We start from the raw sequence: 19,345 nt of genomic DNA, 5'->3' as shown, positions 1-19,345 counted from the left end.
TGGGAGCAGAGTGGTCACAGTGGTCTCGTGTGCGTTCGAGGCCTGTTAGCTTCACGTGACATGCGCGTGCTCCACACCTCCGACTGGCACCTGGGCCGCTCCTTCCACCGCGAGAGCCTCCTGAACGCCCAGGGCGCCTTCGTCGACCACCTGATCGAGACGATCAGGAGCGAACGGATCGACGTGGTCGTCGTCTCCGGCGACGTCTACGACAGGGCGCTGCCCTCGGTCGACGCGGTCGACCTGTGCAATCAGGCCCTGCGGCGGTTGGTCGGCGAACGGGTGCGCACCGTGCTGATCAGCGGCAACCACGACTCCGCCCGCAGGCTCGGCTTCGGCGCGGACCTGATCGACGCGGCGGGCGTCCACCTGCGCACCGACCCCGCGCGGGCGGGCGAGCCGGTCCTCGTCGAGGACCCCTCGGGCGACGGGCGGGTGGCCTTCTACGGCATCCCCTACCTGGAACCCGAGCTGGTGCGCGAACCGTGGGAGCTGCCCGAACGCACCCACACCGCAGCGCTCGGGCACGCCATGTCCCTGGTCCGCGCGGACCTGGCCCGCCGGGGGACCCGCTCGGTCGTGCTCGCCCACGCCTTCGTCACCGGCGGGCGGGCCAGTGACAGCGAGCGCGACATCAGCGTCGGCGGGGTCGAGCACGTCCCGCTCTCCGTCTTCGACGGCGTCGACTACGTGGCGCTCGGCCACCTGCACGGCCGCCAGCGGATGAGCGAGACCGTACGGTACTCGGGCTCCCCGATCGCCTACTCCTTCTCCGAGGAGCGCCAGGTGAAGGGCTCGTGGCTGGTGGAGGTCGACGCGCGGGGGCGGGTGAGCGCGGAGTTCGCCGAGGCCCCCGTCCCCCGGCCGATCGCCACGCGCAGGGGACGTCTCGACGACCTGCTGACCTCGGCGGACCACGCGGGTTACGAGGACCACTGGCTCCAGGTCACGCTGACCGACCCGGTCAGGCCGAAGGAGGCCATGGAACGCCTCAGGACCCGCTTCCCGCACACCCTCAGCCTCTCCTTCGAGCCCGAGGGCGGCACCCAGCAGGGCGCGGTACGGCCGAGGCTCGCCGGAAAACCGGAGATCGAGGTGGCGCTCGACTTCGTCCGTGAGGTCCGGGGCGAGGAGGCCGACCCCGAGGAGACCACGCTGCTCCGCGAGGCCATTGAGAACTGCCGAATCAGGGAGGCGATGGCGTAGATGCGCCCGCACCGTCTGTGGATCACCGCGTTCGGCTCCTTCCCGGGTGAGGAGGAGATCGACTTCGACGCCCTCGCCGAGGCGGGGCTGTTCCTGATCCACGGCCCGACCGGCGCGGGCAAGACCACCGTGCTGGACGCGCTCTGCTACGCCCTGTACGGCAGGGTGCCCGGCAGGCGCGACAACGCCAAGAGCCTGCGCTGCGACCACGCCCCACCCGGCAGGGGGCCCTCGGTCGCCCTGGAGGTCACCCTCAGGGGGCGGCGGCTGAAGATCACCCGTTCCCCGGCCTGGCAGCGCCCCAAGCTCAGGGGAGAGGGCATGACCGGGGAGAAGGAGAAGGCACTCGTCCAGGAGTTCACCCCCGCGGGCGAGTGGACCGGGCTGACCACGCGGGTCGACGAGGCGGGCGAGCTGATCGGCACCCTGCTGGGCATGAACGCCGACCAGTTCTTCCAGGTGGCGATGCTCCCGCAGGGGGACTTCGCCAGGTTCCTGCGCGCCGACGGCGAGGACCGCCGCAGGGTGCTCGAACGGCTGTTCTCCGTGAGGGTCTACGCCGGCGCCGAGGCGTGGCTCGCCGACCGGCGCACCGAGGCCTTCCGCGAGCAGCAGAGCCTGCGCACCGAGGTCGACTTCGCCGTCAAACGCATCGAGGAGGCGGCGGGCCCCGAACTGCTCGCCCTTCTCGCCGAGAACGCCGGGGACTCCTCCAGCGAGGAGGACCCGCTCGCCTGGGCCGCCGCGATCGAGGCGCTCGCCGCCGACGCCGAGGCCGGCGCGGGCCGCGACAACGACGGTGTCCTGGAGACCGTACGGCTGGCGCGGGCCGCCCTTGAGCAGGGAAACGCGCTCGCCGACCGGCGCCGCCGCCACGCCGAGGCGGTGGCGCGCGAACGCGCCCTCGGGGAGAGCGCGCAGGAACGGGCCGATCTGGAGGACGTGCTCGACGAGGCGGCCAGGGCCGACCGGGTGCTGCCCATGATCCGGGCCGCCGAGCAGCGGGAGGAGACCGCGACCAAGGCGCACCGGATGGCCGCCGACGCCGTCGCCCGAGCCCTGCCCCTGATCGGGCCGGCAGCCGGGGCAGCGGGCGAGAACGCGGCCGGCGTCGAACGGCTGGCCGCGATGGCGCTCGACCGGCGGGAGGAGATCACCAGGCTGGAGGAACTGCGCACGCAGGAACCGCTGCTGTCGAAGGACCTCCTGGAGCGTGCGACGCTCACCCGGGAGATCGCGGAGCTGGAAGCCCGCCAGAAGGAGACCGACAGCCGCCTTGGGATTCTGCCCGGCCTCAGACGCGAGGCGGAGGCAAGGCTTTCCGCCGCCCGCCTGGACGCCGCGCGGGTCCCGGCCGCGGAGTCGGCGCGTGACGCCGCGCTGGCCCGGTTGAAGGCCGTGGAGCGGCGGGACGGCCTGGCCGTCGCCCTGGAGGAGGCGCGAGGACACCTGGCCACGGCGCTGGGCAGGCTGCCCGATCCGGTGGAGCACCATCCGGGGGACGAGGCGCGCACCCGCGAGCTGCTGGCCGTACGGGAACGGGAGCACGGGCGGCTGCTCGCCGGGCTTGAGGGGTTGCGCGGCGACGAGGCCAGACTCGCCGAACTGGCCGGGCCGCTGGCCGTGCTCGACGCCGAACTCGCCGAGGCGCAGGAGCGGGAGACGGCCCTTGGCGCGCGGTGCGCGGAACTCCCGGCCGGGCTCGCCGAGGTCACCGCGGAGCTCACCGAGGTCAGGGCCAGGGTGGCGGAGATCCCCGAGACCCGGGCACGTGCCACCGCCGCCGCGGCCGGACTCGACGCGGCCGGACGCCGCGACGGCCTGCGCGCCGAACTCAACGCCGCCAGGACGCTCCAGGCCGAGGCCGTCGACCTCGCCCAGCGGCTTCGCGACCGCCTCCAGGACCTCAGGCAGGCCAGGATCGACGGCATGGCCGCGGAACTGGCGGCCGAACTCGTTCCCGGCGAACCCTGCGCCGTCTGCGGCTCTCCCGAACACCCTCACCCGGCGGCCAGGTCGGGGCGGGCCCCGACCCCCGAGGACGAGCGCGCCGCCCAGGCCGACCACGACGCCGCCGTGGAACGGCGCAGGAACGCCGAGACCGCGGTCGCCGCCCTCACCTCACGCCTCGAAGAGGCCCTCGCCGTGGCCGGGGACACGCCCGTGGAGCAGGCGCGGGAGGCCCTCGACGAGGTACGGCGCGCGCTGGCCGCCCTGACGGCGGTCGCGGAGACGGAGAGCGCCCTCGCCGAGAGGGCGGAGCGTCTGACGGCCGAACTCGACGAGGCGCGGACCGGGGCGGCCGACGCCGCGCGGCTGCTCGCCGGAGGCCGTACCCGCCAGGAGGAGTGGCGGGCGGAACAGGACAGGCTGACCGCCCGGCTCGACGAGGCACGCGGCGCCGACCCGACCGTCCAGGCCCGCAGGGAGCGCCTGACGCGGGAGGCGGCCCTGTTCGCCGCGGCGGCGGAGGCGGCCGGTCGCGCCGCGGAACTGGCGGCGGCGCACCGGGAGGCGTCCGAGGAGACGGACGTCCCGGCCGAGCAGGCCGCGCGGGAACTCGCGCGGGCGCAGGAGGCGCTGGCCGGGCTCACCGAGTCGGCGCGGGCCGAACCCGCGCTGGACGAGGAGGCCGCGCGGACCGCGGACGAACAGGTCAGGCTTGAGGAGCTCTCGCGCGAACTCGCGGTCACGCTGGCCGCCCGCCGTACGCGGCGGGAGAGGCTGGACGCGGACATCGAGCGGCTGACCGCGCGCCTGGACGAGGCACGGGGCGACGACCCGACACTGGCCGCCAGGCTGGACCGGCTGGCGGAGGAGGCGGAGCTGCTCACGGAGGCCGTCGAGGCGACCCGGCTGGAGCGGACGGCCACGGCGGAGCTGGCGGCGGCCCGTGTCACGGCCATGGCCGCGGCCGTCGAGGCGGGCTTCTCCGGTGTCGAGGACGCGCTCGCGGCCTTCCGTCCGCCGGCCGAGCGGGAGGAGAAGGCCGAACGGCTGCGCGAGCTCGAAAGGGAACGCGTCGCGGTCACCGCCCTGCTGGCCGACCCCGAACTGGTCGCCGCCGCCGCGGAGCCCGAACCCGACCTCGACGGGCTGCGCGCCGCGCGTGACGCCGCGGAGGCCGCCCAGGCGAGGCTGCTGTCCGCGGCGAACCAGGCGCGGGCCCGGCTCGCCAGGCTCGTCACGCTCGGCGCCGAGCTGGCGGGATGCCTGGACCGCTGGGGTCCCGCGCGGCGGCGCCACCACGTCGCAGAGGGGCTGGCGGCCCTGACCGGCGGGACCTCGGGCGACAACCGCTGGAAGATGCGTCTTTCCGCCTTCGTGCTCGGCGAGCGCCTGCGGCAGGTGGTCGACTCGGCCAACGAGCGCCTCGACCGCATGTCGGGTGGCCGTTATCTCCTCGAACACGGCCTCGGCCGTACGGCGGGCGACCGCAGCAGGTCGGGAGGCGGGCTCGGCCTGCGGATCGTGGACGGCTGGACCGGCAGGGACCGCGACCCGGCGACCCTGTCCGGCGGTGAGAGCTTCATCACCTCGCTGGCGCTCGCCCTCGGCCTGGCCGACGTGGTCAGCGCCGAGGCCGGGGGAGTCGAGATCGGGGCGCTGTTCATCGACGAGGGGTTCGGCACCCTCGACGAGGAGACCCTCGACGGGGTGCTGGACATCCTCGACGGCCTGCGCGACGGCGGCAGGGCCGTCGGCATCGTCAGCCACGTCACCGAACTGCGCTCCCGCGTCCCGGCGCAGCTACGCGTCAGCAAGGGCCGCAAGGGCTCGACCGTCGAGGTCACCGTGCCCTGACGAGCCCTGACCGGCGGCAGGGGCCGGGCGGTAGGGTATGCGGAGGCGGTCTCCGAGTAGATGTGCGGAGAACGCCGGGAAAGTGAGGAGTCAAGGTGGCGACCACCCAGCGCCCCATGCGGGCCGACGCGCGGCGCAACTACGAACGACTGCTGGCCGCCGCGCGGGTGGCCTTCGCCGAGCAGGGCACCGAGGCGTCCCTGGAGGAGATCGCGAGGGCCGCCGGGGTCGGCATCGGCACCCTCTACCGGCACTTCCCCACCCGCAGGGCGCTGCTGGAGGCCGTGCTCCACGACGGTCTGGTCACCCTCGACACACAGGCCCGCGAACTGCTCGGTTCGGACTCCCCGCAGGAGGCGCTCCTTGAGTGGACGCGCCACCTGATGGCCCACGCCACCGTCTACCGGGGACTGGCCGCGACACTGATGAGCAGCCTCAACGACCCGGCCTCCGAGCTGTACGGCGCCTGCCAGCAGACCCGCGCGGGCGGGTCGGCGCTGCTGGCCGCCGCCCAGCGGACCGGCACCGTACGCGACGACGTCACCGGGACCGACCTGATGCGCCTCGTCAACGCGGTCGCCTGGATCGGCGAGCACTGCGGCGACGACACCTCAGAACGCCTCCTCGGCCTGGTGATGGACGGCCTTCGGGCTCAGTAGCCCCGCGTACGGCGGGCGGCGGGACGGCTGATGAACGCGCGGGTACGGCCACCCCGTCGCCTGACCCTCCTGGTCAGGTCGGAACCGGTGACCGCGCGCACGACCTCTCCGCCGAGGATGACGCCCGCGCCCAGGGCGAGCGCGGTCGACAGGGCCTGGAGCAGGCTTTCCTGCCCCGCGCCCCCGTGGCCCAGGTTGACCTCAAGCATGCCCCGGTAGAGCGCGGTCCCCGGCAGCAGCGAGCCGATCGCCGGGATCGTGATCACCATCGAGGGGACCCGGGCACGCAGGGCGTAGGCGCCGCCGAACAGCCCGACGACCGCCGCGGCGACGGCGGTGGCCAGGACGACCGGCACCTGCCAGACGTGCAGCTGCACGAAGACCACCCAGACCATCGCGCCGCCGAGCGCCGCCGCGAACAGATGGCGGGGCGGCACGAGCAGCGCAACCGCGAACGACAGCGTCACCCCCACGGCCCCGAGCAGCTGCTCAGGCCTGATCAGCAGCGGCGCGGACGGCACGTTCTCCACTGTCAGCGGCACCCCGAGACGGACGGCGGCGTACAGCGTGATGCCGATGCCCGACACGATCGCGGTCAGGATGAAGAAGATCTCGAACAGCCGCCCGGTCGCCGTGACGTACTCGCCCGCGATGCCGTCCTGCACGCAGGCGACCATCGGCCGTCCGGGCAGCAGCGCGACGACCGCGCCGACCACGACGGCCTCCGCCCGCACCGGCGCGCCGATCGCGAGCATCAGCACCGCGACCAGCGAGCCGAGCATCGCCGCGACCGTGAGCTGGAAGAACTCCGCGACCCCGCGTCTGGCCAGCCAGGCGCTCGCCCGGTCGCCGAGCACGGTCGCCGCGAACGCCGCCGTCGCGACCAGCGCTCCGCCGCCGACCAGGATGCTCGCCGAGGCCGCGATCAGCGCGAGCGCCGTGACCAGGAACCAGTCGGGGTAGACCCGGACCCGGCGGGTGACCTTCCGCAGCCGGGACTCGGCCTCCTCAAGCGGCATGGATCCGCCCGCGGTCTCCCTGATCATCTCGTGGACCGCGATCAACCGGTCGTAGTCGGGCAGGCGGCGCCGTACCCGGCGTTCCGCGGTGACCGGGACGCTCCCGTCGGAGGGGACGTGCGAGAGCGTGATGGCCGACAGGTTGACGTCCGCCTCGCAGTGCGGCACGCCGTAGGCGTTGGTGATCCTGCGCATGGCGCCGGAGACCGTCTCGGTGCTCTCGCCGCTGCCGAGCAGCAGCTCACCGACCCGCAGCGCCAGCGCCATCGCCCGGTAGAGGTCGTGTTTCTGGGGTGTCCGATCCAGCGGCGACGCCGACACCGATCCTCCCTGACCCTCCCGGCCGTCACCGGCCGCACCTCATGCGAGATTATCTGGTTCGCCGCCCCTCTCTCACCGTTCGTCCCTCATCACCTGTTCCGCACCGTCCGTCTCCGGTGTCCGCCTGCCCACCGCGGCGGCCAGCGCCCGCACCCGCTCCGCGTGGGCGTCATGACCGACGATCACCGGCGGCTCGTTGTACGGCATGGCGTCGGAGGAGCGGCGCAGCTTGATGTACTGCCCGCAGGCGTCGACCGCGTAGGGCTCCATGTCGTCCTGGAGCGCGCCGATCACGGTGATGCCGTAGGTCTCGCCGATCTTGCGGAACAGCGCCACGGCCTCCCTGCGGTGCTCCTTGCCCAGGTTGCGGCCCAGCTCGTCGAGGACGAGGCACAGGTGGCCGCCGCCGGAGGAGGCGATCGCCGCGGCGCAGACCAGCTTGACCGCCTTCTCGTCCATCAACGCCGTGTTGGCCCGCCGGTTGTACGGCACGAAGCCCTGACCCTCGCCCCTGCGCCACCTGGGGGTGACCCGCCACGCCCAGCGCTGCTCGGGGTCGGCGGGCGCGGGCGGCACGGGAAACTCCAGTGTCGCGCCGTAGCCGCCGTAGGAGGTGTCCAGCCGGTCGAACTCCTCGGCGACCCGGGTGAGGCGCGCCTTGATCGCCGCGCTCAACGCCGCCCGGTGCACGGCGGTCGACTGCGCGGCCTCCTCGGCGCCCTTCGCCGCGGCGGCGAGGTCACGCTGCCTGGTGGCGAGCTGGGACTCGATCTGACGGCGCTGGTGACGTTCGTACTCCTCCTGGCCGCGCAGGTAGGACGCCAGGGCGGCGCAGACGCCGGGGAAGGTCGTCTGCTCACGCGCTGTGCGCCCGGCGCCGGGCTCGGTGCGCCGCCGTACCAGGAAGGCGAGCTCCTCGGGCATCTCGTCGTCCTCGCCGGGGAAGGTGTCGCGCAGCGCCTCGTCGAGGCGGCGTTCCGCGGCCCGCCACCACTCCTCGGCCGTCAGCGGGGACTCCTGCTCGCCCAGCGCCTCCAGCCACTCGCGGGCGCTCTGCGCGGTGCCGCCCCACTCGGCGGCCAGCGCCTCGATGCCGAGTGCCTGCCGCTCCGCCGTGATCGCGGCCGCCCGCTCGGCCGCCCGGTCGCGCTCCGCCTCGTGCCCGGCCCTGCGCCCCTCAAGGCGTTCGATCTCCATGTTCCTGGTCCTGGCACGGAAGTCGAGGGCGCCTGCCCGTCGCTCCGCCTCACCCACCTTCGGCCCGGCCTCGGCCAGCGCCTCGGTGAGACCGGTGAGCGCGGCCCGCCGTTCGGCCAGCCGCCGCTCGACGTCGGCGAGCCGTACGGCGGCCCTGGCCCCCTCCAGCCGCCGCCCGGCCTCCGCGACGCCGTCCTCGGCGGCGCGCACCGTCTCCGCGGCCACCTCCTGCGCGTCACGCGCCCGGTGCAGCCGCAGCTCGGCGGCCTTGATGCGGGCCTCCCTGCCGGTCGTGACCGCCTCGAACGCCCCGACGACGGTGACGCCCGCCGCGCTGACCAGCACGGAGCCGGGCAGCGCGGCCAGCGCCCGCGCCGCGGACGCCAGGTCGGCGGCGTCCACGACCACGGCGTGCTCCCTCGGCCAGCCACGGGCGCCGAGAGCCGCGGCGACCGCCCGCCCCGCAAGGCCGCCCGTGTCGTCCCTGGCGTGCTCGGCGACGTCGAGCGCGTCGAGCAGGCCGCTCGCCTCGACCCCCGCTGCGGCGAGCGCGTTGAGCTGTGCCGCGGCCGGGCCGCCCTCGGCGTCGTCGAGCGCGGCCTTGGCCCCCTCGGCCTCGCGGTCGGCGACACCCAGGGCCTTCAGAGCCTCGTTGAGCCTGAGCCTGGCCTGCCCGAGTTCGTCCTCGGCGGTCCGCACGTCACGGCCGTCGGCCAGCCGCCGCTGTTCCTCAAGGCCGGGGATCTGCCCGCGCAGCTCGTCGACCGCGTTCTCCGCGACCGCGCGGTCGGCGTCCAGCTTGGCCGTCCGCGCCTGCAGGGCGGTCAGCTCCCTGCGGGCCTCGGCCAGGCCGCGGTCGAGCGTGTCGTCCTTCAGGGTCGCGATCTCCGCCCGGACCTCGGCGACGGCCTCGGCCGCCCGCTCACCCTCCGCCGTCGCCCGCTCCAGGTCGGCGGCGAGAGCCTCGTCCCGCCGCGCGGTGTCGGCCAGCCTGCGCGCCAGCCGCCCACGCCAGCCGCGCATCCCCTCGGCCAGCCGTATCCTGGCCCGGTCACGCCGGTCGAAGGTCTCAAGCAGCGCCCGCGACTCGTCCTCGAACTCCCTGAGCAACTCGGCGGCCCGCGCCGCCCGCACCCGTTTGGCGTGCTCGTCGCGCCGGGCGTCGCGTTCCTGGTCCAGCTCGGTGTCCAGGCCGGTCAGCGCGGCGATGGCCTCGAAGACCCGCTCGGGGGAGATCTCGTTGAGCGGCTGGGACAGCAGGTTCGTCGCGACCTTGCTGCGCACCGAGGTGGACAGGAACGACACGCACCTGACCCGGTCGCCGTACAGGAACCTGGTCAGGTCACGGGCGACGACGTCCCTGCGGCCCGCCGAGCGGGGCAGCGTCGCCCACAGGTGGTCGGCCCGCGTCACCCGCTCGGCCTCCGAGGAGGCCGTGGCCACGCACACCCCGGGGGTCCAGCGGATCTCCAGGTGCGGGGCCTCCTGGTTGACCCGCAGCCACACCGTCAGCGCGTCGTCCAGCCCGCCGGTGCCCGCCCGCCCGTCGCCGGCGTTCGCGAAGACGCCCACGATGTAGCCGTGGTCGGCGCTCGCCCACGTCCTTCCGCCCCCGCCCGCGGCGAGCTCGGCGTTGAACAGCAGCTCGGAGACCGCCTTCGCCCCGGAGGCGAAGCGCCACTGCTCGTCGCCGAGCAACGCGGTGATCATCGCGATGAACGAGGACTTGCCCGCGCCGTTGGAGTCCTTCGGGCCCGCCCCGGCGACCACGATCAGCGTCCCCGGCACCGTCGGCACCGGGTGGGTGGACAGCCGGGAGATGTTGACCGCCTGCACGGCGATCAGCACCCGGTCGCCGACCACGTTCTCACCCGGCGCCGCCACCCTGGCCTCGACGGGCACCAGACTGGCCTGCCCCGCTCGCCCGCCTGCGTTGTCCGGCGAGTCCCCGGCTGACGGGTCCGGCTGCTCGGTCACCCCTGTCGTTCCCTTCTTCTGTCTCATCGGCGGTTGGCCCTCACGGCCGCGGCCAGCGGGGTGTGCGGCCCCGCGGCGAGGATCAGCTCTTCCTGCAGACGGCGCCTGGCCTGCGGGGTCAACCGGTGGAACTGTGGCCCGGGGACGTATCCTCCGGCCTCCTCTCCCGCCTTGACCTGCGTGACCAGGCCCGCGTGGCGCAACGTCCGCAGCGCCGCGTCCAGCTCGCCGACCGGCAGCCTGGTGTGCCTGCGCAGCTCGTCGACCTGGGCGGGGAACGGAGACAGCCAGCTGTCGGCGGGCAACAGCCCGTCGGCGCGGGGGATGGCCACCGAGTGGACCAGCACCAGCACCAGCACCGCGCGCTCGGCCTCCCCGAGGGAGGACCCGGCCAGCGCGGCCGTCCCGTCCTCGTAGCCGGAGGTCCACCGCTCACGGTCCTGGACCAGGACGCGGCCCCGCCGCCGCAGCATCTCCGCGACCGTACGGCGCGGCGCCGGATCGCGCAGCGCGGGGAAACGCGCCTCGCCGACCGGCTCGGCCGCGTGCTCGACCGCCATGAAGGCGGCCACGATCTCGGCCCTGCGCCGCTCGTCGAAGGGGGCGAGCAGGTCCTCGTCGACCCCGTCGGGCTCGGAGACGCTCGCGGTCGCGCCCGCCCCGGTCTCCTCGGCGGCCTGCCGCCCGGTCCTGTCCTGTGCCCTGTCCTGTGGCCTGTCAGGGGCGGGCAGGACGTCGAGTCCGGCGGAGCCGTCCTCTCCCGAGGGGAGACGCCGCAGCAACTCCCTGAGCTGGGCGTGGGAGGCGGCGGGCCAGCCGGCGCAGCGGGGGCCGAGCCGTACGAGACCGGCGTCGACCTCAAGCCAGGCCGAGTCGTGCAGGCGGCGCAGCGCGCCGATCGCCCAGTTGCGCATGAGGTCGTCACCGCGGCCGATCAGCGCCCGGTAGGCGGACAGCACGTCCTCGACCGGCGCGGGGGAACCGGGCCACGGATCGGCGGACAGGTCGTTCCAGCAGCACTTCAGCGCCGCGGCCAGCACCCGCCTCGTCTCTCCGGCCCGCTCCACGTTCACCGGCGCGACCTGGTACTCGTCGAGGAGGGACGGCGTCGCCCCGTCGGGCCAGGCGGGCAGAGCCGTACCGGTCCCGTCGGGGTTGCCGAGCCGGGTCATCCCCGGGGGAGCGGGTTCACCCGCGCCGAGCGTGAGGGGGCCGGTCGCCCTGGCCCGCGCGTGCGCCAGCTCAGGCGTCATGGCCCGTCCTCTCCAGGAGCCCGTGCGAGAGCCATGACGGCTCCCCGTCCGGGTCCGCGGTGAGGGCGTCCGACCAGCGCAGCCGGTAGGGGGACTCGGGACGAAGGTCGGCTGAGACGAGGTCGGCCAGCAGTCTGCGCGCGGAGACCCACTCGCCGTCCGCGGTGAGAAGCTCCTCAAGCCGGGCGCTCGGCCGCCCGGCGAGGGCCGCCTCGGCGACGGCGGTGAGGTGGTCGAGCCCGCCGCCCCCGGGCTCGTGGGAGTCGGCGGGACCGGGATCGGGCAGCGCGGAACGCGGCGGCGTCGGCTGCGCGGGGGCGGGCCGGGGACTCTCGTCAACGGCCCTGACGATCGCCGCAGGATCGTGCCACGGCGCGGGGACGTCGAAGACGAACCCGTCGAGCACGGCGGCGAGCCGCTCCCTGGGCGCGGTCTGGGCGAACGTCCGCCAGGTCTCGGCGGGCAGCAGGGTGAGGTTCCTGGTCGTGCCCGCGGAGTCGGCCAGACGGCCCGCGGCCCGGCGGGAGGCGTCGCTGTAGGAGTAGATCGAGGCGCGCAGCTCGGTGCAGGTGCGGTCCAGGTCGGGCCAGCGGGTGAGGATCGTGGCGTGCAGGCTCTGCGCCCTGCGGGCGATCTCCTCGGTGCCCCAGAGCTTGGGCGCCTGCTCACGCAGCTCCTCGATGGTGCCGCCGGTCAGCGTGATCAGCTCCAGCGCCCACAGCCTGAAGGCCCGCGACAGGTTCTGCGCGCTGAGCCGCGCCTCCTCCATGGTCGTGCGGGGGTCGGCGACGTTGAGGTCCTCCAGGGCGAGCAGCCGGTGCATCTCCGACTGACCGCCGTCGTCCATCATCCGCCGGACGAACATCAGCCCGACCACGCTGGTGAACGACGCCCGGTAGCGGAGCTGGTTCGGTTTGGGGAAGACCTCACGGATCGCGCCGAGACCCCTGAGCACCCGCAGACGGTTCTCGAACAGCTCAAGGGGGTAGGCCCGGCAGACGTGCCGCATCTGCTCGTGGGTCAGCCACTCCTCGCCCGCCTCGGCGAACGCCGCGAACAGCGTCTCGGCGATGTCGACCAGCACGGGGTCGTCGACCACGGCGCCGCTGTCGCGCGCGAGCGCGGCGAACATGCGGCGGTAGGTGGCGAGCACGGCCTCCTCGGAGAGGGCCGAGTCGAGCGTGATCTCGTGGTTCGTCTCTGGCACGCGCCCTACCGTAAGGCTTGGGCCCGACAATCACGGCCCTGACGCCGTACGGCACCGCGCCCGCGGTGGGGCCGTACGGCACGTGAGGCGCGCGAAGATGATCGGCGGGAAAGGGGACGGGGGTTCCGGCCGGCTCACAAAGGATAATGGATCAGGGCGAATTCCCGACCATGCGTGATATTTCCCGATACCTGCCGTGTTTAACGAATTGTGGCAGTCCTTGAATGTTTGCGTTGGAGGTCCATTTTGCGATCGTGGGCAGGGCGGGGGTGGTCGTGGACTGGACCGTGGACGCAGGCCGGGGCAGGATGGATTTCACCTGGTCTGGGGGCGGAAGAGTCGTTCCGGATATCCGATTGTTCGGATTCGCGCCCCTGGGGAGGCGTAATTCGCGGGGGGTGGGTACTCGTCTGGCCTATCCGGGTGGCGAACGGTTCCGGCGGGTAGCACAATGATTTCCGCGGGTGACATCCGGAGCAATTAACACATAAGCTTCCCGCCGAAAAGGGGACACGACCCGTGATAAGCGTCCTGATCGCCGAGGACATGCACCTCGTTCGCGGAGCGATGGCCGCGTTGCTCTCCGTCGAGCATGACATCAAGGTGGTCGAGGAGGTCGGTCACGGCGACGACGTGGTGCCCTCCTGCCTGCGGGCCAGGCCGGACGTCGCCCTCCTCGACATCGGGCTGCCCGGCACCGACGGCCTGTCGGCGGCCTGCGAACTGGCCAGGGTGCTGCCCTCCTGCAAGAACGTCATGCTGACGGGCCTGGCCACCCCCGCCGCGCTGCGGCGCGCGCTCGACGCCGGGGCGCGAGGCTTCGTCGTCAAGGACGCCCCGGCGGGAGAACTCGCCGAGTGCGTGCGCAGGGTCGCCGCGGGCGAGCGGGTCATCGACGCGGAGCTGGCCGTCGCCGCCCTCCACGCGCGGGAGAACCCGCTCACCGCCCGCGAGCTTGAGGTGCTCCAGGTCGCGGCCGAGGGGGAGCCGGTCAACGAGATCGCCAAACGGCTCTTCCTCTCCGGCGGAACGGTCCGAAACTACCTGTCGCGGATTCTCGCCAAGATGGGGGCCAGAACCAGGGTCGAGGCGGTCACCATCGCCCAGGAGTCGGGCTGGCTGTGGCCCGAGGACGTCAGGCGGATCGGCCTGATCCGCTACCGCTCACGGGCCTGATCCAGGCGCTCCCGGTTCGAGACCGGTGTGCCGGGCGAGGAAGGCCAGCATGTCCGCGGCCAGGCCGACCGACCGGCTGACCGACCTGGCCCCGTGTCCCACGCCGTCCTCGTGGCGCAGCACGACGGGCCTGTCTCCCGAGGTCGCCCACTGCAGGGCCGCGCACATCTTGCGGGCGTGGAGGGGGTCGACCCGGGAGTCGCCGCCGAAGGTGGTCAGCAGCGTCGCCGGATAGTCCGTGCCCTTCTCGACCCGGTGGTAGGGGGAGTAGCCGAGCAGCCAGCCCAACTGCTCGGGGTCGTCGGCCGAGCCGTACTCACCCCGCCAGGAAGGGCCGAGGCCGGAGCGCTCGTAGCGGACCATGTCGAGCAGCGGGGCCGAGCAGACCACGGCGGCGAACAGATCGGGACGCTGCGTCAGCACCGCGCCCGCCAGCAGGCCGCCGTTCGACTCGCCGCACACGCCCAGCCGGGCCGGGGTGGTCCAGCCCTCCGCGACGAGGTGTTCGGCCACCGCGACGAAGTCGTCGAAGGTGTTCTGCTTGCGGCCGAGTGTGCCCGCCCTGTGCCAGTCGGCCCCCTCCTCGCCGCCACCCCGCACCTGGGCGAACGCGAAGATCCCGCCCGCCTCGACCCAGGGCAGCACATAGCCGGAGTACGACGGGGCCAGCGGGCGCCCGAATCCGCCGTAGCCGTACAGGACGGCGGGCCGGGGACCCACGCCCGGGCGGGCCAGGACGACCACCCGCACCGGGGTGCCGTCGGCCGAGACGCAGACGAACCGGTGCGACTCGACCTCGGGCACCTCGACGGCGCCGGGCGCCGCCTCCCAGAGCGTTGTCCGCCCGGTGCGCGCGTCGTAGCGGTGGACACCGACCGGGGTGACGCCGTCGGTGTAGGTGAACCAGACCTCGTGTCCCCCCTCAGGACGGGTGGACATGTGCCCGACGGAGCCGAGGCCGGGCAGGGGGACCAGGCCGAGCCGTTCCCCGGTCACCGGGTCGTGGACGCCGATCTCGCCGGTCGCGTGCCGGGTCCGGCCGACCAGCAGCACCGGTCCTCCGGTTCCCTCCGCGATCGCGAAGTCCCCGATCACGGCCTCCGGGTCGGGGCCGACCAGTTCGCTCCAGCCCTCGGGTGAGGGGTGCTCCGGGTCGGCGACGCACAGCCGGCCGCGGGGCGCGTCCCGGGTGGTCAGCAGGTACAGGCGGCCGTCGGGACCGACGGCGGCGACCGTCACCGCGTCCGTCCCCTCCTGGACCGTCCGCAGCGCGGGCCGTTCGGGGGAGGAGGCGACCAGGTCGGCCAGCCACAGGTCGTTGCCGCCGGGACGGCCCGCGGAGACCGTGAGCCAGCGTCCGTCCCCGCTGATCCCCAGGCCGTAGGAGCGTTCCTCGGCGCGGACCACGACGTCGTCGTCGGCGGGGGTGCCGAGCCGGTGCAGGCAGACCCTGCGTCCCCGCACGTAGAAGAAGGCCTTCCCGCCGGGCAGCCACGCGACCGGCGAGTAGCGGCAACGGTCGATAGGCCCGTCCACGACCTCGCCGGTCACGACGTCCGCGACGTACAGACGCGAGTGCTCGTCCCCGCTCCTGGACAGCTGGAAGGCCAGCAGACGGCCCTCGGCGTCCGGCTGCCAGTGGTCGAGCGTGACCAGGCCGCCGGGGTCGAGCACCCCCGGATCGACGAGCGCCCTGACGTTCTCCCCCGCTGCGGCGGTGTACAGCACGGCGTGCTCCTGCCCGGCCGTACGGCGCAGGAAGAAGCGGCGCCCGCCCCGCCACATCGGCGTCCCCGCGGTCCCCGCCTCGGTGAGCGCGGCAACCCTGGAGTGCCACCCGTCACGGCCGGGCAGCGTGGCGGCGTGGGCACGCCACAGCTCGTCCTGGGCGGCGAGCCAGTCACGCGTCCTCGGGTCGTCCCCGTCCTCAAGCCACCGGTACGGATCGGGTACGGCCCGCCCGCCCAGAAGGTCGACGACCGGTTCCCGCTCGGCGGGCGGATAGATCATGGGACAAGCTCCTGGTTCTCGGCGGGGTTCCAGTGCCCGGCCAGTTCCGCGTACGGCGGGCACGAGGCGAGCAGTTCGTCGTGGGTCCCCAGCCGGACGTCGACGCCGTCCATGACGAGGATCCGCCGGGCCCTTCTCGCGGAGGTCAGCCGGTGGGCGACGACCAGCAGCGTGCCGCCCCTGCGGGCGAAGGCCTCCTCCGCGACGGCCTCGGCGACCGGGTCCAGGTGGCAGGTCGCCTCGTCGAGGACCACCAGGCGGGCGGGGCTCAGGTAGGCGCGGGCCAGGGCGACGAGCTGACGTTCGGCGGGGGAGAGCAGGCCCGGATCGACCTCGGCCGAGTGGCCGCCGAGCCTGGCGACCAGGGCGGTCAGCCCGACCGCGTCCACCGCCTCCTCGACGGCCTCGACCGGCGTTCCCGCGGCGGCCAGGTAGGTCAGGTTCTCCAGCAGCGTTCCCCGGAAGACGTAGGCCTCCTGGGGGATCAGCACCCGGCTCGCCGGATCGAGCAGGCCCGCGGGGACGCCGCCGACCAGGACCTCCCCCGCGTCCGGCGGCAGCACCCCGGTGACGAGCGCGGCCAGCGTCGACTTGCCGATGCCGCTGGGGCCGACGACCGCGACGTGGTCGCCGTCCGGGATCGACAGGCCGAGGCCGGAGATCACCGGCTCGGCGTGCGGGCCGTAGGCGAACCACACGTCGCGCAGCCGTACCCCGCCGTCCCCGGGGGCGCGCCGTTCCACCTCGGGGCGGGGCGGGGCGCCGTGGCGCAGGATGCGTTCGAGCGAGACCCGCAGCCGGACGCCGCTCATCCCGAGGCCCTGCACGAGGTTGCCCAGCGCGGGGGCGAGCGACTGGGTGACGTAGACCAGGGCGCCGAGGATCACCCCGGCCCCGGCCCCGCCGCGTACCAGCCAGGGGGTGCCGGCCAGGATCAGCAGCACAGGAAGCCAGCCCCCGACGGCGAGTGAGGCGGTGCGCAGCGCGGTCACCCCGGCCAGGGCGCGCCCGGCCCGTTCCTGCAGCCGCACCTGACGGCCGAGGTCGTCGGCCACCCGCGACCCGGCGCGGCAGGCGGTGATGTCACGCAGCGCGCCCGCCATGTCGGCGAGCGACTCGGCGGTGCGTTCGTCGGCGAGGATGAACTCCCGCTGCCGCCGGGCGAGCGCGGGCAGCGAGAGCAGGAACAGGCACAGGCCCGCGGCGAACGGCGGCAGGACCAGCACGAGCACACCGGGGGCGAGGGCACCCAGACCGAGCACGACGCTCACCACGGTGAAGGCGAAGGACCTGACGACCGTGATGACCGAGGCCAGGGCGTCCCTGGCCAGCTCGACCTGGAGGTTGGCCCGGGCGACGGAGGCGGTTCCTGGGCCGTTCCCCGCCGTGGCCGAACGGCGCAGCGCGCCGCCGACGACGTGGTCGAGCAACTCCTCGCGGAAGGGCTCGACGACGGCGCCGACGGTCAGCACGACCTGGCGCGCGCCCACCGCCGCCACCAGCCAGGCACCGCCCAGCACGGCGAGCCAGGCGAAGCCGATCCCGGCCCGGCCCGCGGCGAAACCGTCGTCGATGGCCCTGGCCACGGCCAGGCCGACCACGAGGGCGGGTGCGGTCTCGGCGACCGACCAGGCGCCCAGCCTCAGCAGCAGGCGGGGTTCGCGCAGCAACGCCCGGCGGACGGGACCGCCCGGTACGGCCGCCCTCACGACGCACCCGCCCCGGTGACCGGAGGGCTCGGTAGAGGCTGGAAGACGGCCCGGTAGGCGGGGTCCCGCCACAGCCTGGCGTGCGTGTCGCAGGCGCGCACCCGCCCCTCCTCCAGCCAGACCACCAGGTCGGCGGAGGCGGCGGTCGCGGCCCGGTGCGCCACGATCATCCGGGTACGGCCCCCCAGCTCGCCCGCCAGCGCCCGGCTGACCTGACGCTCGGTGACGGTGTCCAGGCTGGAGGTGGCGTCGTCGAGGACGAGCAGGCGACGGCCGTGCGCGAAGGCCCTGGCCAGGCCGAGCCGCTGCCGTTCCCCGCCGGACATGGGGGCCTCGCGCAGCGGCGTGCCGTACCCGAGGGGGAGCCTGCGTACGAAGCCGTCGGCGCACGCGGCACGGGCGGCGGCGTGTACGGCCGCCTCACGGCCGTCCGTCTCGGCGACGCCGAGGCCGACGGCGCCGGAGATCGTCCCACCGGCCAGGACCGGGCGCTCGAAGGCGTAGCCGACGGCCGCGCCGAGCGCCTCCGCGGACAGGTCGGGCAGCGGCACGCCGTCCAGGCGGACCTGCCCGGTCTCCGGGTCGGCCAGCCGTCCCGAGAGGGCGGCGAGGTGGGACTTGCCCGAGCCGGACCTGCCGACGACGGCGACCGAGGAGCCGCCGGGGACGACCAGGTCGATCCCGCTGAGCACGCCCGCGCCGACACCGCGCAGCTCCAGGGTGCCGGGGCCCTCCGGCAGGGACAGGCCTCCGTAGGCGATCGCGGGCTCCTCGGTCAGCTCCGCCAGGCGGCCCGCGGCGGCCCGTGCCCTGGCCAGACGGCCGACGTGGCCGAGCGCCGCACCGAGTCCGGCGCCGAGCACGACGTAGCGGGCGGCGGCGTACAGCTCCCCGGCGGTGAGGTCGCCCCCGGCCAGCCGTAGCCCGCCGACGCCGAGCACGGCCACTTCGAGCAGCGGCACCACGGCCCCCGCCCTCACCCCCGCCTGGGCGTTGGCCCGCCACATGTCCATGGCGTGCGCGCGCAGCCGGGGCAGGGGGGCGAGCACCCGGGCCCGTTCCCGCTCCTCGGTGTCGGCCGCGGCGATCGTGCGCGCCCCGGAGAGGGCGTCGACCAGGCGCGCGGCGATGTCGGCCTGCGTCCGCTGGTAGTCACCGGCGAGGGAGGTGGTCGTGCTGAGGAAGGCCCGCAGGACGAACGCGATGAGCACCAGACCGGCGACCAGGGTCAGGGCGAGCCAGACGTCGATGAGGACGAGGGCGACCAGGCCGCCCGCGGTGGGGACGAGCAGCGCGGCCCCGGTGACGATCGACTCGGGCGCACGCCCGGTCTCGTCGGCGTTGACGCCCATCCGGGTGACCAGGTCCCCCTCGGGGAAACGGCGGGTCATCGCGGGACCGGCCCCGAGCACGTGCCGCAGGATCCGCAGCCGCAGCCACCGGGTGGCCCGCGCGCCGCCGCCCCCGGCCGCCCAGACGCCCAGCACGTCGCAGGCCGCGATCAGAACCACCACGGACCCGCAGGTCACCAGCCAGGTACGGCTCGCGGGCCCGGCCGCCACGAGCGTGTCGACGGTCCTGCCCAGGACGTAGGGGAGCGCGAGCTCGCCGAGCGCGCCCGCCAGGGAGGTGAACACCAGCACGTACAGCCAGGGACCGCTGTGCCTCAGCGTCCGCGTGACCAGCCGATCCGCCGTCCGCACCGTTCCTCCTTCGCCGCGGGTTCTCGTGGAGGGCTTCCTTGTATTTCTCGGTATTTCCTGAGATTTCTTGGTATTTCCTGGAAAGGGCGATGCCCGGGACGGCT

Annotated in this window: 11 protein-coding genes; 4 read left to right on the top strand and 7 right to left on the bottom strand. The window is 74.3% G+C overall.

Going from position 1 to position 19,345, the window contains the following annotated elements; genetic code table 11:
* Positions 1–60 precede the first annotated feature (60 nt).
* The 3 genes from ACIBVQ_RS19865 to ACIBVQ_RS19855 all read left to right on the top strand — a co-directional run bounded on the left by ACIBVQ_RS19865 (position 61) and on the right by ACIBVQ_RS19855 (position 5,669).
* Positions 61–1,206 (top strand): exonuclease SbcCD subunit D, encoded by a 1,146-nt coding sequence (locus ACIBVQ_RS19865; protein ID WP_399179017.1) that lies wholly within the window; start codon positions 61–63, stop codon positions 1,204–1,206.
* Positions 1,207–5,010, top strand: coding sequence for an AAA family ATPase (locus ACIBVQ_RS19860; protein ID WP_399179015.1), 3,804 nt, complete (start codon positions 1,207–1,209; stop codon positions 5,008–5,010).
* Between the two features lie 95 nt (positions 5,011–5,105).
* On the top strand, positions 5,106–5,669 hold the full coding sequence (locus ACIBVQ_RS19855; RefSeq protein ID WP_352011518.1) for a helix-turn-helix domain-containing protein: 564 nt from the start codon (positions 5,106–5,108) through the stop codon (positions 5,667–5,669).
* Here ACIBVQ_RS19855 and ACIBVQ_RS19850 read toward each other — a convergent pair.
* The 4 genes from ACIBVQ_RS19850 to ACIBVQ_RS19835 all read right to left on the bottom strand — a co-directional run bounded on the left by ACIBVQ_RS19850 (position 5,663) and on the right by ACIBVQ_RS19835 (position 12,643).
* The gene (locus ACIBVQ_RS19850) at positions 5,663–7,009 is read right to left on the bottom strand and encodes a threonine/serine exporter family protein (RefSeq protein ID WP_352011519.1); all 1,347 of its coding nucleotides are present in this window, start codon (positions 7,007–7,009) and stop codon (positions 5,663–5,665) included. The two genes, ACIBVQ_RS19855 and ACIBVQ_RS19850, sit on opposite strands and share 7 nt — an antisense overlap.
* 72 nt (positions 7,010–7,081) lie before the next feature.
* Complete coding sequence (locus ACIBVQ_RS19845; protein ID WP_399179012.1) at positions 7,082–10,183, bottom strand: chromosome partitioning protein ParA; 3,102 nt, start codon at positions 10,181–10,183, stop codon at positions 7,082–7,084.
* A 23-nt stretch (positions 10,184–10,206) separates the two neighbouring features.
* On the bottom strand, positions 10,207–11,436 hold the full coding sequence (locus ACIBVQ_RS19840) for a hypothetical protein (protein WP_399179010.1): 1,230 nt from the start codon (positions 11,434–11,436) through the stop codon (positions 10,207–10,209).
* Positions 11,426–12,643: a hypothetical protein gene (locus ACIBVQ_RS19835; RefSeq protein ID WP_352011522.1), complete on the bottom strand. Its 1,218-nt coding sequence runs from the start codon at positions 12,641–12,643 to the stop codon at positions 11,426–11,428. Before ACIBVQ_RS19835 ends, ACIBVQ_RS19840 begins: the two co-directional genes overlap by 11 nt.
* 519 nt (positions 12,644–13,162) lie before the next feature.
* Between ACIBVQ_RS19835 and ACIBVQ_RS19830 the strand changes: the two genes are divergently transcribed.
* Positions 13,163–13,819 carry a response regulator transcription factor gene (locus ACIBVQ_RS19830; RefSeq protein WP_352011523.1) on the top strand — a complete coding sequence of 219 codons (657 nt, stop codon included), beginning with the start codon at positions 13,163–13,165 and terminating at the stop codon, positions 13,817–13,819.
* Here the strand turns inward: ACIBVQ_RS19830 and ACIBVQ_RS19825 are convergent.
* Genes ACIBVQ_RS19825 through ACIBVQ_RS19815 form a run of 3 tightly spaced genes read right to left on the bottom strand, consistent with a single transcriptional unit; the run spans position 13,808 to position 19,241 of the window.
* Positions 13,808–15,829, bottom strand: coding sequence for a prolyl oligopeptidase family protein (locus tag ACIBVQ_RS19825; protein ID WP_399179008.1), 2,022 nt, complete (start codon positions 15,827–15,829; stop codon positions 13,808–13,810). The two genes, ACIBVQ_RS19830 and ACIBVQ_RS19825, sit on opposite strands and share 12 nt — an antisense overlap.
* Complete coding sequence (locus ACIBVQ_RS19820) at positions 15,826–17,538, bottom strand: ATP-binding cassette domain-containing protein (RefSeq protein ID WP_399179006.1); 1,713 nt, start codon at positions 17,536–17,538, stop codon at positions 15,826–15,828. Before ACIBVQ_RS19820 ends, ACIBVQ_RS19825 begins: the two co-directional genes overlap by 4 nt.
* Positions 17,535–19,241: an ABC transporter transmembrane domain-containing protein gene (locus ACIBVQ_RS19815; RefSeq protein WP_399179004.1), complete on the bottom strand. Its 1,707-nt coding sequence runs from the start codon at positions 19,239–19,241 to the stop codon at positions 17,535–17,537. The genes ACIBVQ_RS19820 and ACIBVQ_RS19815 overlap by 4 nt, the downstream gene beginning before the upstream one ends.
* Between the last annotated feature and the right edge of the window lie 104 nt (positions 19,242–19,345).

Source organism: Streptosporangium sp. NPDC049376, from assembly GCF_044466505.1.
Taxonomy (GTDB): Bacteria; Actinomycetota; Actinomycetes; order Streptosporangiales; family Streptosporangiaceae; genus Streptosporangium.
Note: the sequence above shows the minus strand (reverse complement) of the source record. Positions and strands in the feature narration are given on the sequence as shown.